We start from the raw sequence: 14,509 nt of genomic DNA, 5'->3' as shown, positions 1-14,509 counted from the left end.
GTCAAAGAACTCAATGGTATCTTCATGTTCATTTCGTTCTCCAAAGTGAGTACAAAAGGCTCCCAAGGCAAACATGAGAGCGATAGAATTTCGTTCATGGTCTGAAATCTTCGTAGAATCATCCTTTGGAAGTTTTAGATTATTAACCTCTAAAACAGTCACACGAGACTCATAATTGAGACCTTTTGTAGTTCCGTCTGAAAAAGCTAATTCTAAAATTGAATTATTAACAATGGATGTTAAGTAACGTCCGACTGAGGCTATGTCTGATGAAGCAGCTTCTCTTAAAACTTTTAGAACATGTTTAAAGCCGACCAACTCACCAGCTACTCGACGTTCGACAATGGTATTGATGGCTTCTGTAATAGCTGTCTTTTGGTCCATCGATACATCATCTACAGCTTGAAGAAGAAACTCGAGCATATTCTTTGCGACCTCTACAGCTTGTTCCTTATCGAGAACTACAATAGGATCTAAGACTCCGTGGTTTGAAGGTAGTGAACTATCCAGCGTCACAAAATTAAAGTTCTCAATCTGTTTCTTGCGTTCAGGGTAAAGTCTTGCAAATTCTGGAGAACTAATCACTTGTTGGTAGTGATTTCTGAGTTCACGTTTCGGGTCAATGTAGAGGGTTTTGACATTCTGTAAAGCGACACTTAGAAAGATAATCTGAGCGAGAAAGGACTTTCCTTGACCTGTTGCCCCAGTGATAATGATATGAGGGTTCTTGGTGATTTTTCCTGCGATATCTTCTTTATTTCCGACTGTCGCATTGTAGAGGACAATGTTTTTTGATGATTCAATGGCTTTTGAGATGGAGTCCCAGCGTCCTGTCCAGTTATCAACCCGGCCGATATACCAACCAATTCTATTTCCAGAAGTGGTATTGGTAAAGGGCATGAGTTCCGCAAAGCCTCGAGGTGTTACCATGTGAGTCCAGGTACGAGTTTTCTTTTGAAGAGGTTCCCCGTATAGGAGAGCTTGAAAGAGATAGGGGCCGTCTTGTGAGGCTTCACTAATCTCAACTCCCATATCATCAAAATAGTTAAGGACCACTTGTCGTCTTTGGCGGAGCTGGTGAACACTTGAAGCTGAGACAATCAAGTAGGCTCCATATTCAATAATATCTTCTTTGTTTCCGACTTTACGCATCAGATCTTTTAGAGAGATTGATCCCATAATGATCTCATCTTGTTGGACGGTGTCGGTATTCTCAGCTTCTTCCATAATGTTTCGATAACGAGTGTTGGAACGTCCCATCTTTCCTTTGATTTTACTAGTATCAATGAATTCAGATTTGATTCGTAACTCAACTGGAAAATTCAAGCGCTGGATGAATTCTCCCAAGTGAAAACCATTGAATTGAACAGGAAACTTTCCAACTGGAAGAATGGTCACAAAGGAGGATCCATAAGGGCTTTCGAGCTTAAGGAAGCCTCCTTTTAGGACTTTAATCAAGGTATCTGTAATATTGAATGAAGCACGATTGGCGATCACTTCTTTCTTGTAATGAGGGATATAGCGGAGGTATTGCATCCGCTGGTAGTAGAAGAGTTCTTCATTGGTGAGGCGCTGTGCTCGAAGGACAGAAAGAGCTTGAAAGATAGTAAGCTCATCACTTTGATATTCTTGATACCAAGTTGGACTCAGTTCTAACTCATAGCCAAATCCTTTTGCGATTTTTTCTGAAAAGTCTGTAAAACTTTCATAGGCCAAGTCTTTAATGGTAGCCCCGTGATTCTGTTTTCGAAGGGTAATTCCAATCACCCAGTCAAACTGATAAGGGATCTCCATCTCGTCTGTCAGACGCTCAACACTGTAAAGAAGCAATTCTTCTCCCAGTTCACGGCTGTCATCTGCTAGAGCATCGGAAAAGTCCCGCATTTTTTCTTCTAGGAGATAGTCTTTTGGAATGAGAGAGATTTCAAAGTGCTGGTTCTTTTGGAGCTTTTTCATCATTTGCGCAACAGTAATTTTGTGTTTCCATTTTTTCTCATCATCCGTAATGGTGATGGGAGTATTGGGGATTCGATAGAAAGCGACAACGGAATGATCCTTTTTCAGGGCTAGGTTGTCATGTGTTTCTCGAATCGGGTAGGTTAAGGTAATACTCATAGAACCTCCTTTTCTATAGGTTTGTTTTTTCAAAGACAATTTCATTAATTGATTCTATTCGGTCCTCCTGGTAGATAGCTTTTTGATTGAGTTTGAAGTCCCAGAGATACATCACGTAGTCAGAGAGAAAGAGATGCATCTTCTTTCCATGAGGTTCATACTCAGTGTAGAACTTAGCTAACTTATAGGGTAGGTACCAATAGAGCAAGAGAGAAATGGAGTGAGTCATTTTAGCTAATGGAACAAGAATGACTCCTCCAAACAATAACATCCCCACAAAGACGAGGATGAAGACAATAAAAAAGGACAACTGCATGGGTGTCGCGAAGTACCAAATCCGTGTGCCCTTTTTCGTCTTAATTTCTTGGATCCAATAAGGAGCATTTAGCCCCTTACTGTAATCATAGAGTTTTTCTTCTTTCATGATTAAAGTCCTGTTTCAATTCCAAAGAGGCGTAGGAACCATCCAAATGCTTTGAGGATATCCTGTCCTTTAGAGATGGAGACAATCACGGCATAAAAGCCAACGACCGAAAAGAGTTGGAGCCAGGAGCTGTTGCGCCAAGCCTTGATGGCTAAAAGGACCGCAATAGCTGTTAGGATCCAAATTCCGTCTCCTTGAAGGAAACTTCGTAGGTTGTCTGTATTCATATAAATTCTCCTATTCTTGATTATTTGCGTAGTTTAAGGGGATTGTGTGCTCTAGTTTAGAGACATAGTAGGTTTTTTCTTTTTCGATAAGGGTAAAGGTAAAGTTTTCAGAGTGAGTAGTTCCTCCCACTTCAAAGGTTGCTTGAACATAGGCTGTAAGCCCCTTTTTATTCTTTTTGAGATAGGTGTAGTCGATACTTTTAAAGGTTGTATTTGCGACAACATCTATATCTTTTGAGATCAAGTTGAGATTATCTTGATTGGTGGTGTAGTTTGTGAAAAAGACAGTCAGAAACTTATCTACTTTCTTGTGTACTGAATCAGAAAGACGATCTGTAGTGGTAAGAGTGAGTTTGTCTTCTTCCTTGAAGGATCCAGCTTGTGAGCTTTCTAGGGTAGTGAACCAAGGAAGGCCAGAAATATAATATTTCCCATCTTTTTCATCAAATGGAATATTGAACCCCGTAACAATCTCTTTTTCTTCTGTGTTGTTATCCCGACGGATGGTTTCCTTGTACTTGATCCGGTAAGTTGCCACATTGTTTTCTACAGTGATTAGTTGAGCGGATAGTAACTCACTAGGGTTTCTGACTTGGCCTTGGGATTTTACATCCGGAACAAAGTTATAGAAACTATCGAGATATTTTATTTGATCTTCTTGTTTTTCAACTTCTTGAGGGAGAGTGAAGTAAGCATAGACATAATCATTCAGGTAATATTGAAGTTGGTAGTCGTATTTTCTACTCGACTCCACAGGCAGTGCCTTTGTTTTTTTAGTAGCCTCGACTTGAGCTTGTAGTGTTCCTACTTTATTTGAAAGTGTGATAGCACGAAAGGATCCCAAGATACCAACAAAAAGGAGGAAAGAAATTCCTCCAATAACCACTAGATTGATTGTTTTCTTGTTGGTGATTTTCAGTTTAGGTGGGCCTCCTTTCTTTTCCATCTTTTTGAATCTCGAGAGGTAGTCTCTTGCTTTTAGTAAGTAGTGTTTAGCTTTATCCATAAGACCTCCTTTTAGAGTCCAGCCAGTTCAATTAGTTTGGTTCCCTTGGCATAGAGGCGCTTATTAGCTTTTTCAATTTCTCCGTTAATGTAGTAGTAGCCACGTAACTCAGTTTGGAGCTGCTCGATTAGTTCTGGACGAAGATCTTTAACTTCTTCCTTTTTGAGTAGGCTATTTAATTCGCCAGCCTTGGTCCAAGCCTCTCTGTGATCTTTCTTTTTAAGCAATTCTCCCAGTTCATTGGTGATTTGAGAGACTTTCTTTTCAAATGTTGTTTTCGTTGCCATTTCAATTTCCTTTCTAAATGTTTCTTGATTGCTTTTAATAGTTTGTTGGATAAAAGCGATGAGTGAGGGACGCATTCTTTTATTTAGACTAAGGATTTCCCCGTCTAGCGTAAAACAGGCATGTTCATAGTCATAAAAACCTTTCGCATCCGGTAGCTTTTCAGTAGATCTTCCAGCACATTCATAGTAGAAATCCTTGCCTTTTCGTAAGAGAATGTACATATGCCAGAATTCTTGTTCGGGCAAAAGGAAGAAGTCCGTCTGATAGATCTTCTTAAGCATCTTAAGAAGCCTCTAGGAGATCATCATAGCCCAGAGCTTGGTAGATAAAATCAGAATCAAACCAGAGCCAGTCATTAATCGTAGTTTCTGTCGGTATATCACCAGAGAAGATATCTTCACAGATAACCGTTAAAGTATCAACTCCACCACGTTCACGGACAGTGTTTAGAGTTTCTAATCCACCTGACCAGGCTTTAAAGTTTTCTAATGAATTGATTTCTACTTTGTATTCCATAGGTTGTTTTCCTTTCTAGTGTTCATAGTGTTTACTAGCTTTGAGGAGCTTTAACATAGCTTTTCCACGATCGGTAATCTCTCCGCTATTTTTGATCATCTTCATGTATTCCGTCTGTAGAATCTTATCTGCTTCAGAAACGAGGGCTAGGGAGTTTGCGACTTGGTAGGTTAGCCAGCGAATGGTTCGCTCAATGCTATAAGGTTGAGGGTTGGTTGAGAGTTTTAAGGGTTCGACTCCTCCAAAGAGTCGTTGCCATTTTTCATCGGGTTTGTAGGCTCCAAATTGACTGATTCCATCATAGACTTGAATCTCTTTATTTATGATGCCTCTAGCGATTTCGCCAAGATCGACACCAGCGATATATTCTTCTACAACTCCTTGAGCCTTCTGATCTGAAAAGCGGAGTTCGTAGCGATTCCAGATACCAAAAATCTCCAAGGATTCGTCCAAGGAGATGTTTTCCATTCGTGCTATTTCATAGCGCTTTTCATAAAAGTTGAAGTAGAGCTGACTTTGACGACTTCCAAAGTAAATGGACAAGCCGTGATTAGCTTCCATGTCTTCGTTATCGGTGAAGGATCCACCACCAGTAATATTCCACTTTTTGAGAGTATCAAGGACAATCTCTTTGGAATGGAGTTTCTTTATCAAATCCGGTATTAGAATTTGTTGGTCTTCATTCCCATAACCTTTATAGAGTTCATCAAGGGCTATATCTAGCCGTTTAACTCGTACATCCTGATAGGAGTAGAGGATATGTTGGAGAAAGACTTGCCAGGTGATTCCCTTGTGTTCTAAGATAACTTCCAACTCACGGCATCCTTGACCAGATAGTTGAAGGCAGACTTGGTAGTCATTCGTAATCGCCTTATCGAAAAAATCAAAGATCCAGATATTTCCTCTTTGCCAGAGATGAGTATAGTTCATGAGACGTGTTTCTTGTTCGGTAAACTCACTCAAGGGGCAGTGAAGGAAGTTCTCACAAAAGCCATCTAAATCTTTGAGTCTTGGGAAAGACAAGCGGAGGTAGTCAATCTGAGCTCTAAGGCTATCTCGTTCACAGTCTTTGTGGTAACCCAGTTTTTCTTTTAGTTCTCGAAACTTGTCAATCGTTAGTCCTCTTTCGCCAGCTTCATAAGAGCGATAGGTTCTAGGTGGAAGATCTACAGCTTGTGCAAAATCTTTTTGGCTAAGTCCTGTATGTTTTCGGAATTTCTTGATATGAAAAGGACTAATTTTGTCCATTCATCGCAACACCTCCTTCTAACTAAGTGACACACTTTTTTGACGAAAGTGACACACTTTTTAAAATTTGAAAACCCAACTCCCACAAGGAATGAGGAGGGGTTGGTATGGCGTTTTTGCCAATTGTAACCCCCCTATTAGAAAACGGGGGTTCCTTGTCATCACGAGCCAGGAACGGCGGGCTTCGGTCTTCGCCTGACCTACGGTCAGGCTTGCCCTTGCCCTTGTCCTAGCCCATGATGACTGACAATCGCTTCAATAGCTTTTGGATAAGACTTGCGTCCATCTTCCTCAAATTGAGTGATTGTTTCAAGAAGTAACTTTTCTTGGAAAGGTTCAATGAGAATAGCGGAATCAGTACGTTCAAATGAGACTCCGTGCTCTTCCATATAAGGGATGATTTTTCGTAGAGTTTGCATCTTTAGATTGTGCTCATCCGCAAATTCTTTGAGAGGACGATGAAGAATTTCTAGTTCTTGTAATTGTTCATCTACCTTAATTTCCTCTTTCGATTTCTTCTCCTCCAGGTATTCTTCAAAGACTGAAAACTCTTCTCCTTCAAATTCCATAATCGGGATTTTAGCGTATTCATCATAGAATGAAAAACCCTGGTCAAGTGGAATATAAGGCGAATAAAACTCACCAGCTAGATTCCCGCTTGAAGCAATATAACCACGACCGACTACTTTCACTCCGTTAATCTCATCTAACTTTTTGAACTCTTTGGTTTTATTGGCATCTCCAAACATCATGTCATAGCCTGTTGATTCCAAATGACCGACGGAAAGACGCATCATAAAGTTGTCCCGAAGAGAAGTCTTGATATATTCCCCATCAGGCCGTTGCATGGCAAAGATTACGTAGACTCCAGCTTGACGGCCCTCTAGAACGATTTGAGTTAGATATTCCATGAGTTCCGACTGTTGGCTATAGTCACGGTCAATCTTGGCCATGAGAGCAGCCCATTCATCTACTAGAAGAAATTTAGGTTTTAGATTGTAGTGGGTGTAATAAGTACCTGGTCTATAGTCTGGAAAAGATGTTAAGATTTCGTAGCGCTTTTTCATAAACTCGACATTCTCTTTAAAGCAATTAATGATATCCTCTTTACTAGAATAGACTCGACCATGAAAGACAGGTAGTTTCTTTAAAGAAGCCAAGTCTGAGTTTTTAGGATCGCAAATATCGATATAGCCAACTTTTAATAAGGCATAGATAATGGACATGAGAGTGACGGTTTTTCCTCCTCCAGTACCTCCACCAACAAGTAGGTGAGAGTCTTTGACATAGTCCCAGTAGACATCTTTCATAAGACGAATCTTTGAGCCTTTCACTTCAACCTGATCAATTGAAATACGACTATCAATCCTATTGATGGCGATTTTGTATTTTATAAACCGTTTGTCAAAACTCTTGTCACGAAAGTCTCCATTAAACATGACTTCAAGAGTAGAGCCTAGGTTTAAAAATCGATCTTGGAACTTGTTTCCTTCTAAAATGAAACTGACTTGAAGTTCGTAACGATTTTGTTTGAGGTAAACTTTTGGAAGAGTAATTTTCTCAACCATGCCTTTATCCCGTTTGACTTTCTTGACCAGATATAGGTTGTTCTCTAGTAAGAAACGGGAGAGGATGCGGAGGCTATTGAGCTTTTGAAAGAAGAGAATCTTCTCGTAACAAAGCCAATTAATCCCTAAAGAAAGTAACGCAGACAGTAGGATTCCTGCTCCAATGAAATAACTCTGAGGCAAAGGGTGAACCTTTAGTTGTTCAAAATGAAGATAGACATAATAAGCGAAAACCAATAAAAAAGGAAACCACCAGATAAACCATGTGATTCCCTTGATATTGCGATGAAAAGCGTGAACTCTTTTCCCACGATAGGTAAAGAGTTTCATGAGTGATCACCTCCTAATTATCTTTCTTGTTTTCTGTTTGTTTCACTTCCTTAGTTTCCTTGACTGGAGTAGCTCCCCCTTTCTTTTTGATTTTTGAGGCGAAGAGTTTAAAGATATCACGGTTGTTCACGTGAACATGGGCGACAACAATATCTTCTAATTCTACTTCTTCACGATATTTTAATCCTAGTTCTTCAATTTCAAATTGAGTCATATCTGCGATTTGAAAGAATAATGTCTCTCGTTGAACAGATGAATGAATCCCTACAACGATGCCACGAATCTCTCCGGTGTTGACCTTTTTATAGGATCCATCTTCATTGCGCTCAGAACGGTCTGTATCATAGATAAATTCTGGACCTTCAATGCCACGGAAGGTTAGTTTTCCAAAAACTTGAGGGATATCTAATCCTTCTGTAATAACGTGATAGGTTTTATCTGAAATTTGTAGTTTTTCTCCATAGTTTAATCCGACTTTAGGCATATGTATTTTCTCCTTTAATTAAATTCTTTATTTTTTGAGTACCAGTTTTTCCGCAAAAACATTGCGATCAGGATTGACATTACGAGTGTTTAGAGAGCTATCTGCTAGAAAGATTGGATTGACAACTTCCACCAGAGCATCTTCTGGAAAAACTGTTGGGCTAGCTGGTGTGATAACATGAAAGGCCCCATGTTTTTCACTGTTTAGAATATGACGTTGGTATTTTCCTTTTTTACCAAATACAGACTGAGGAGCTTTCCCCAATTTTTCATAATAAGCTGGGCCGATAAATTCTGGTTTCATTTTTAGTGTTTCTGGAATCATAGGATTCTCCTTTCAAATTTTGAGTAAAAGAAAAAGAGTTAAGCTAGTTTCTTAACTCTTGAGTAATAGTGGTTAAAAATTTTGCGTTTATACATGCGACTATAGAGATCAATATCTCCATAAGCAAATCCTGTTTCTTTTGCCTTAGAGACTAGATGATCTATATCTACCAGGGCTTGACTATATAGTTTAGCTAAGAGGCTTTCTGAGCTGTCAAACATCCCATAGGTAAAGAGATAGTTTTCATAGAGTCGCTTACATTGTAATGCGAAAAAAGTTTGTCATATTTTTCTCCTTTATTGTAAAAGTAAAAAGCTACTAAGTGAAAAAAGGAAAGAACTTAGTAGCTTGAGAGTAGGTCTATCATTAATGATAGACAGCAGTAAAGAAAAGTTATTTGGTTGAAGGATCCCTCCTTCACGGTGGCAACGTTTAGCAAGGTGCTTTGCGTCAATTACCATCGCTTTCCCAGCCAATCTCATTGGGGAGTCATCATCATACCCTTAAGATTCTCTTACGCCCTTTGGCGAAGCCAGTTCACTTTACTATTCGGAAAAGTGCGAAAGTCCGAAATGCGTGGAAGCCCACAAATACTTGTTTTATATCTTCACTTCAACCACAAACGGACTTGACTTTACCTATCAAATATATTACAATAAAGTTGTTAAGTAAATTGTGTGATTTGATAATCAGTCCTCTGGTTGTCAGACGCACTTTTTTATTCAATTTTCAATGATCGTTGATGGGAAACCTTTAATTAAGGTTTTTATTTCTAAATCAAGTATATCCCATTGGTTATATCCTAATTATATATCCAACTGGTTATAAAGTCAACTGTTTTTTGAAAAAATTAATATTTTTTTTGAAGGTATAGATAATGGAATTTGGAGAACGGCTGAAATCATTACGATTGCAAGCAAAATTGACACAAACAGAAGTTGCTGACAAAGTAGGAGTATCACAACCTCAATACGCTCGATGGGAAGCTGGAAAAAGGAAACCATCATCTGAAACTTTAGAGAAATTTGCGAATTTTTTTGGAGTTACGATGGACTATCTTTCAGGAAATGATGAGGAGCTAGATAATGTGGAACTACTCTTTCGTATGAATTCAAAGGGTTTGACAGAGAAAGAGAAGAAGATCTTCAAGAAAGAGTTAATCGAATTTATGGAAGAACGAAAAAAATTGTTTGAAAGAGAGAAATAATGCAAATTACCCAAAAGATCAAAAATAGTTCAAGTGATTTAAAAGGCAAAATTATCAAAGGTACAATTTGGGGAATAACAGCATTACTACTGTTAGCGATTTTAATAGGTTCTTTAAATGTATCGCCATATAATGCAGTCATAGTCGTCTCATTGATAATATTATTGCTATGGATATTAGACATTATTATGCGTAGAACATTTAATAGAATCATACACGAACCCTTTAGTAGTTTTATTAGCATACTTTCCTTGATTTTCATTTTTATACCCTATTTTTTTGTTAAATTTAAAGTTGACGAAGTTTCATCTAGCATACAATTCTTTTTTTCTATCGCTGTCACTGTAGGTATTAACTGTGTATTTGATGCAATATTTAAATTAGTAGAAACACAATTCAACTCTAATGAGCAAAAACAAGTTATTAGATATGGTGCTACTGTTAAATTATTCTTTAATAGTATATATATTTCATCTTATTTAGCAGCCTTTTCAATTGAATGGATTTTTTCTAAAACTGATAATATCACTCTCCTTAATCATTCAATAACTAAGAGTGATTTATGGGGATCAATACATCTCCTTACTTTACTCATTTTATTTTTTTTCTTGTTAATTTGCGCAGGTATTTCATGGCTAATCCGCTTAGAAATTGAAAATAGTCATTATACAAATATCGAACAAGTTAAAAGACAAATTATAGAAAAAAAACAAACAATTGCAAATATCCAGAATCAACTTAACAATATTGATAAAGACATTTCTATTCGATTAAAAAATATAGAGAATAAACTAAATGCTGAATTAAAATCCTTAGATTCTCTAGAATAAAAAAAAAACCAGGTTAGAGCTTTTGTAGTCATACCTGGTTTTTTTACATTATATTAAAAAATTTCATATTTTATGGAAAACACTGTAGACATCCTACCTTTTAATTTTGTATAATAAACTAAGCCAAATCGGTTGAATTTTCGATTGATAACAAAGGAGGTGTCATCATTTGCATTCATTATACAAAGAAGTTAGCAACTCCACAAAACAAGTGTTATACCAGTTTATGAAAGATGAAGATCTATCAGTACTAAATTATCATTTTAGCTCTTTTTTCACTCATTGTATTAAAGAGAATCATATAAAAGTAGCAAGTCATCACTTCTCAAATAAAAAGATCGAAGGATTAACTATAGTTGATTCATTAGGTACTACTTTTTCCTATGAAAAAGAAAACTCGAAAGCAAAACAGAACTTTACACTCTGTCATGAATTGGGACATTACATTTTAAAACATGATGGAAGTTATTTTATGAAGTCAGTCGACAATCAAGAAAAGTTAGTAGAGAGAGAAGCCAATATCTTTTCTGCTGTAACTTTGATGCCAGATATCGTTTTACTATCCAAGCTCTACTATAATTGTGAGTCTTTTCAAAATGTACAAGATAGTTTGGAAGTTTCAAAACAGGCTCTTTACTTTCGTCTCCTAGACTTATTACGTATCTTTTTTCCAGATAAAGATACTTATATAAAACAAGTAATTAAAGATTATATGGAAGGTCAAAATGCACCACTTCTGCTATTACTACACGATATTAAAGATGATATTATCGGAGAATTTAACCAGTATAAACCATGCCTCCTAAATCAAATAAAGAATAAAATTGGAAAATTAGGTTTTGTTACTAGCCAAGATATTCCAGAATTATTAGATCAGAAACAATGGAGTAAGCTGAAAAATAATACGTCATATCTTAAAATATGGTTAGTTCATAACAAAGGAAAATCTATAGCTTATGTTTGGGATAAAAACAAGTTATCTGAAAGCGAAGCCAGAAAAAAAGCAGAGTTACAACTACTATTAATGTGAGGTAAGTTATATGTATCAACCAGAAAAACTAAAGGCTCGTAGGAAAGAATTAAAGCTGACACAACAAGAAATTGCAAATGAATTAGGGATATCTTTCCAATCCTATTCAGCATGGGAACGAGGAATAAAGAAACCATCTAAAGAAAGAGTGAAGCAATTAGAAGAAATTCTAATGGTCTCTAGCGGATTTTTTACAGAACCCGAAATCATCCAGCTATATAATTCCCTTTCTAACCCAGCTCAAAAACAAGTTTTAAAGTATGCTCAAAAATTAGTTCACAAAGAAAAAAGTCAAGCTATTAAAAAACTCTATGAGTATCATGTCTATGAAAAGATGGCTGCAGGTATCGGATCGACAATCTACAATGATCAAAATTACGATAAAGTTTATTTCGATGAGCAATTAACTCATGATTTTGCTTCATGGGTATCTGGTGATTCGATGGAACCTAAATATCAAAATGGATCTGTCGCACTCATTCGTGAGACTGGATTTGATTATGATGGTGCAGTATATGCTGTAGTATGTAACGATAAAACATACATTAAACGTGTTTTCCGTGAAGAAAAAGGCTTACGTTTAGTTTCTATCAATCCGAAATATAAAGATATTTTTCTTCCTTACGATGAAGATCCTCGTATCATAGGAATCATTGTCGGAAATTTTTTACCACTATAATCATGCTCAATAAACTCTTACATTTAAATAAAAAATATTCTGCTAAAATACTTCTTCCCTATCAATTCCTAGATAGGGCTTTTCATCGTGAATAATACGTTTCAAGCAATCTACACTTCCTTGCAACATAAAAAGTTTAGAGTCTCCTAGTTGCTCAATAGGACAATTTTGGATAGCTTCACAGTGTCTCTTAATATGCCAAATAGCATTTTTTATATTTTTTTCTTTTAAATTATTCATAACCAAATAATATCAAAAAACAAGTATATTCTGTTTCATAAATCCTAAACGGTTAAGAATTAAACCTATTTGGGAATTGCAAGTATTTTTTCTAAATAATTAAGTTATTTTAATGCAACCAAAAAAGAGAGCTTTTCAACCCTCTTTTTTATTTTCTTATCTCACATAAATACTTCACATGCCCAGGCTCATCAAATTCATTTTTCTCAATAGCATATGCCACATTTGTATCCTTATTGAGAAATAGTACCATAGAATATGGTGCCATGAAGCTTGCTTTCTCTTCTAAAAACCAAGAATCAAAACACTGATCCCCTTCATATAACACGATTCTTTCATATTCATCTACATTATCACCTTCTGAGAGTCGTGCTCTTACTTCAAAATTAGCACTAGGTTCTTTTCTCAAGATATCTCCGATCCAATAAGTTGCTTGTTGAAGCGAATAGAAATCAGCAATTCCCCAACGGAAATACTCACTCATTTTTTCATCTACAAATTCAAAATCTTCAGTGGTGTCCATATCTCTAAAACTTGTTATTCTCATATAGTATTCTCACTTTCTATTTATACAACTTGTTTCTATTTTACAGCAAGCAACAAGGTTGGCTTGTTATTTATAGGATATTCTTAGTTTTAATAACTCACTTCCAATCCCTATATAAAGTTATTATAACAAATTTATGTAGCTTTGTCAATTTTGTCAGATTTAGTACACGCTAGGATAACTGAGAATCAATTCTTGACCAAGGAGATACACAATTTAAAACGCTTAATCCTTGTACAGAATAAGCGTTAAACTATGACTAGAAAAGGAAATTAAACATTGTCGTCAATCATCATCTAATTCCTTCAATGCCTTCTTATAAGCCTCACTGTCTTTCTTATAATAATCACGTTCCACACCGGATATATCTACAGTAAAGACACCATCTTTATATCTATAACTTGTTGTGCGATTTAACATTTGAGAACCCATCAGCTCAATTGTTTCATTCTTTGGATCGATTACAAAGTTATCAGCAACACTACTATCAAGTGTTCCCTTATTTCCTGAAATAGTAAATGCTCGTTCATTTCGAGATTCATTAACCCAATAATATTCGCCATCCAAAGTCTGGTTACTTTGATTAGAGCATGAAACTAAAGGCAAACTCAAAACCATCAAAAATAGTAGACTCATTATTTTATTCATTGTAACACCTCCTTAATTGCTTACATCATAACAAAATAGTATTACAAGGATACTACGAAAATGTCTATTATAACGGCAATTTTAAACAATGTCTATTACAATAGCAAATTAAGATAACGGAATTAAAAACGCACTCTAGCCTCTATAGTGAAGCTAAGACTATAGACTTTAGAATGCGTTATTAGGGATTAACTAGTTGTAATTAAAAGATAACTATTATTTGTCGTCACCTTTAATCATATTTTTAACGCCTTCGATTGCACCTTCAACGGCATCTTTTGCGTCTTCTGCCACTTCTTTAACTTTAGAAACTACTTTTTCAGCAGCTCCTTCTTTTTCTGTTTTCTTGTCGCCAGTCAATTTACCGACACCTTCTTTGATCGCACCTTTTGCTTGGTTTACTTTTTCTTCTGTAGACATAGTCTTACCTCCATGTGTAATATCTTTAAATTTTAATTATGAAATAATCTTGAGAATATTTGATTCTATATCAAAAGAAAATCGACTTTTCGCTTAAATCTAATGAGAAAATGTGTTACTACTCAATTAAATTGAAATAGTGCATTACTTAGGATTATTTGATCATATTGGCTTTTAGCCTTTATAATCTGATTGTTAAACTTATTATGAAAAGAATTAAAATTAGTAGAGAATATGTTGATCTAACACGAAAAGTCGATTATACTTATGACTTATTTGTCATCACCTTTAATCATATTCTTAACGCCTTCGATTGCACCTTCAACGGCATCTTTTGCGTCTTCTGCGACTTCTTTAACTTTAGAAACTACTTTTTCA

General features: G+C 36.2%; 18 protein-coding genes. 4 read left to right on the top strand and 14 right to left on the bottom strand.

Annotated features, from left to right (window positions below; all coding sequences use genetic code 11):
• The 10 genes from ACLOR3_RS10425 to ACLOR3_RS10380 all read right to left on the bottom strand — a co-directional run.
• The coding region (locus ACLOR3_RS10425; protein WP_412037212.1) for an ATP-binding protein at positions 1-2,115 on the bottom strand (2,115 nt) is incomplete at its 3' end.
• A 13-nt stretch (positions 2,116-2,128) separates the two neighbouring features.
• A complete protein-coding gene (locus ACLOR3_RS10420) occupies positions 2,129-2,539 on the bottom strand; it encodes a conjugal transfer protein (protein ID WP_411400737.1) in 411 nt (136 codons plus the stop codon).
• Between the two features lie 2 nt (positions 2,540-2,541).
• Positions 2,542-2,766: a TcpD family membrane protein gene (locus tag ACLOR3_RS10415; RefSeq protein WP_411400735.1), complete on the bottom strand. Its 225-nt coding sequence runs from the start codon at positions 2,764-2,766 to the stop codon at positions 2,542-2,544.
• 10 nt (positions 2,767-2,776) lie between these two features.
• On the bottom strand, positions 2,777-3,772 hold the full coding sequence (locus ACLOR3_RS10410; protein ID WP_411400733.1) for a conjugal transfer protein: 996 nt from the start codon (positions 3,770-3,772) through the stop codon (positions 2,777-2,779).
• A gap of 11 nt (positions 3,773-3,783) precedes the next feature.
• Complete coding sequence (locus ACLOR3_RS10405; RefSeq protein ID WP_411400731.1) at positions 3,784-4,341, bottom strand: conjugal transfer protein; 558 nt, start codon at positions 4,339-4,341, stop codon at positions 3,784-3,786.
• A 1-nt stretch (position 4,342) separates the two neighbouring features.
• Positions 4,343-4,576 (bottom strand): hypothetical protein, encoded by a 234-nt coding sequence (locus ACLOR3_RS10400; RefSeq protein WP_048789266.1) that lies wholly within the window; start codon positions 4,574-4,576, stop codon positions 4,343-4,345.
• A gap of 15 nt (positions 4,577-4,591) precedes the next feature.
• Positions 4,592-5,824 (bottom strand): replication initiation factor domain-containing protein, encoded by a 1,233-nt coding sequence (locus ACLOR3_RS10395; RefSeq protein ID WP_411400729.1) that lies wholly within the window; start codon positions 5,822-5,824, stop codon positions 4,592-4,594.
• A 206-nt stretch (positions 5,825-6,030) separates the two neighbouring features.
• The gene (locus tag ACLOR3_RS10390) at positions 6,031-7,722 is read right to left on the bottom strand and encodes an FtsK/SpoIIIE domain-containing protein (protein WP_411400727.1); all 1,692 of its coding nucleotides are present in this window, start codon (positions 7,720-7,722) and stop codon (positions 6,031-6,033) included.
• A 13-nt stretch (positions 7,723-7,735) separates the two neighbouring features.
• Positions 7,736-8,206, bottom strand: coding sequence for a conjugal transfer protein (locus tag ACLOR3_RS10385; RefSeq protein WP_411400725.1), 471 nt, complete (start codon positions 8,204-8,206; stop codon positions 7,736-7,738).
• Positions 8,207-8,233: 27 nt separating this feature from the next.
• Complete coding sequence (locus ACLOR3_RS10380) at positions 8,234-8,530, bottom strand: cytoplasmic protein (RefSeq protein WP_411400723.1); 297 nt, start codon at positions 8,528-8,530, stop codon at positions 8,234-8,236.
• Positions 8,531-9,407: 877 nt separating this feature from the next.
• Between ACLOR3_RS10380 and ACLOR3_RS10375 the strand changes: the two genes are divergently transcribed.
• From ACLOR3_RS10375 to ACLOR3_RS10360, 4 genes are all read left to right on the top strand, one after another.
• A complete protein-coding gene (locus ACLOR3_RS10375) occupies positions 9,408-9,737 on the top strand; it encodes a helix-turn-helix domain-containing protein (RefSeq protein WP_154853976.1) in 330 nt (109 codons plus the stop codon).
• Entirely contained in the window at positions 9,737-10,567 is an 831-nt protein-coding gene (locus ACLOR3_RS10370; protein WP_411400721.1) for a hypothetical protein, read from the top strand. The genes ACLOR3_RS10375 and ACLOR3_RS10370 overlap by 1 nt, the downstream gene beginning before the upstream one ends.
• Before the next feature lie 169 nt (positions 10,568-10,736).
• Entirely contained in the window at positions 10,737-11,597 is an 861-nt protein-coding gene (locus tag ACLOR3_RS10365; protein WP_152902315.1) for an ImmA/IrrE family metallo-endopeptidase, read from the top strand.
• 10 nt (positions 11,598-11,607) lie between these two features.
• On the top strand, positions 11,608-12,276 hold the full coding sequence (locus ACLOR3_RS10360; protein WP_411400719.1) for a helix-turn-helix domain-containing protein: 669 nt from the start codon (positions 11,608-11,610) through the stop codon (positions 12,274-12,276).
• A gap of 42 nt (positions 12,277-12,318) precedes the next feature.
• Here ACLOR3_RS10360 and ACLOR3_RS10355 read toward each other — a convergent pair whose 3' ends face one another.
• The 4 genes from ACLOR3_RS10355 to ACLOR3_RS10340 all read right to left on the bottom strand — a co-directional run bounded on the left by ACLOR3_RS10355 (position 12,319) and on the right by ACLOR3_RS10340 (position 14,131).
• Positions 12,319-12,516: a hypothetical protein gene (locus tag ACLOR3_RS10355; RefSeq protein ID WP_048789258.1), complete on the bottom strand. Its 198-nt coding sequence runs from the start codon at positions 12,514-12,516 to the stop codon at positions 12,319-12,321.
• 148 nt (positions 12,517-12,664) lie between these two features.
• Entirely contained in the window at positions 12,665-13,063 is a 399-nt protein-coding gene (locus tag ACLOR3_RS10350; protein WP_412037211.1) for a hypothetical protein, read from the bottom strand.
• A 285-nt stretch (positions 13,064-13,348) separates the two neighbouring features.
• Positions 13,349-13,711: a hypothetical protein gene (locus ACLOR3_RS10345; RefSeq protein WP_411400715.1), complete on the bottom strand. Its 363-nt coding sequence runs from the start codon at positions 13,709-13,711 to the stop codon at positions 13,349-13,351.
• Positions 13,712-13,927: 216 nt separating this feature from the next.
• Positions 13,928-14,131 (bottom strand): CsbD family protein, encoded by a 204-nt coding sequence (locus ACLOR3_RS10340; protein ID WP_048789255.1) that lies wholly within the window; start codon positions 14,129-14,131, stop codon positions 13,928-13,930.
• Positions 14,132-14,509 lie beyond the last annotated feature (378 nt).

Source organism: Streptococcus intestinihominis, assembly GCF_046824975.1.
In the GTDB taxonomy this organism is placed as follows: domain Bacteria; phylum Bacillota; class Bacilli; order Lactobacillales; family Streptococcaceae; genus Streptococcus.
Note: the sequence above shows the minus strand (reverse complement) of the source record. Positions and strands in the feature narration are given on the sequence as shown.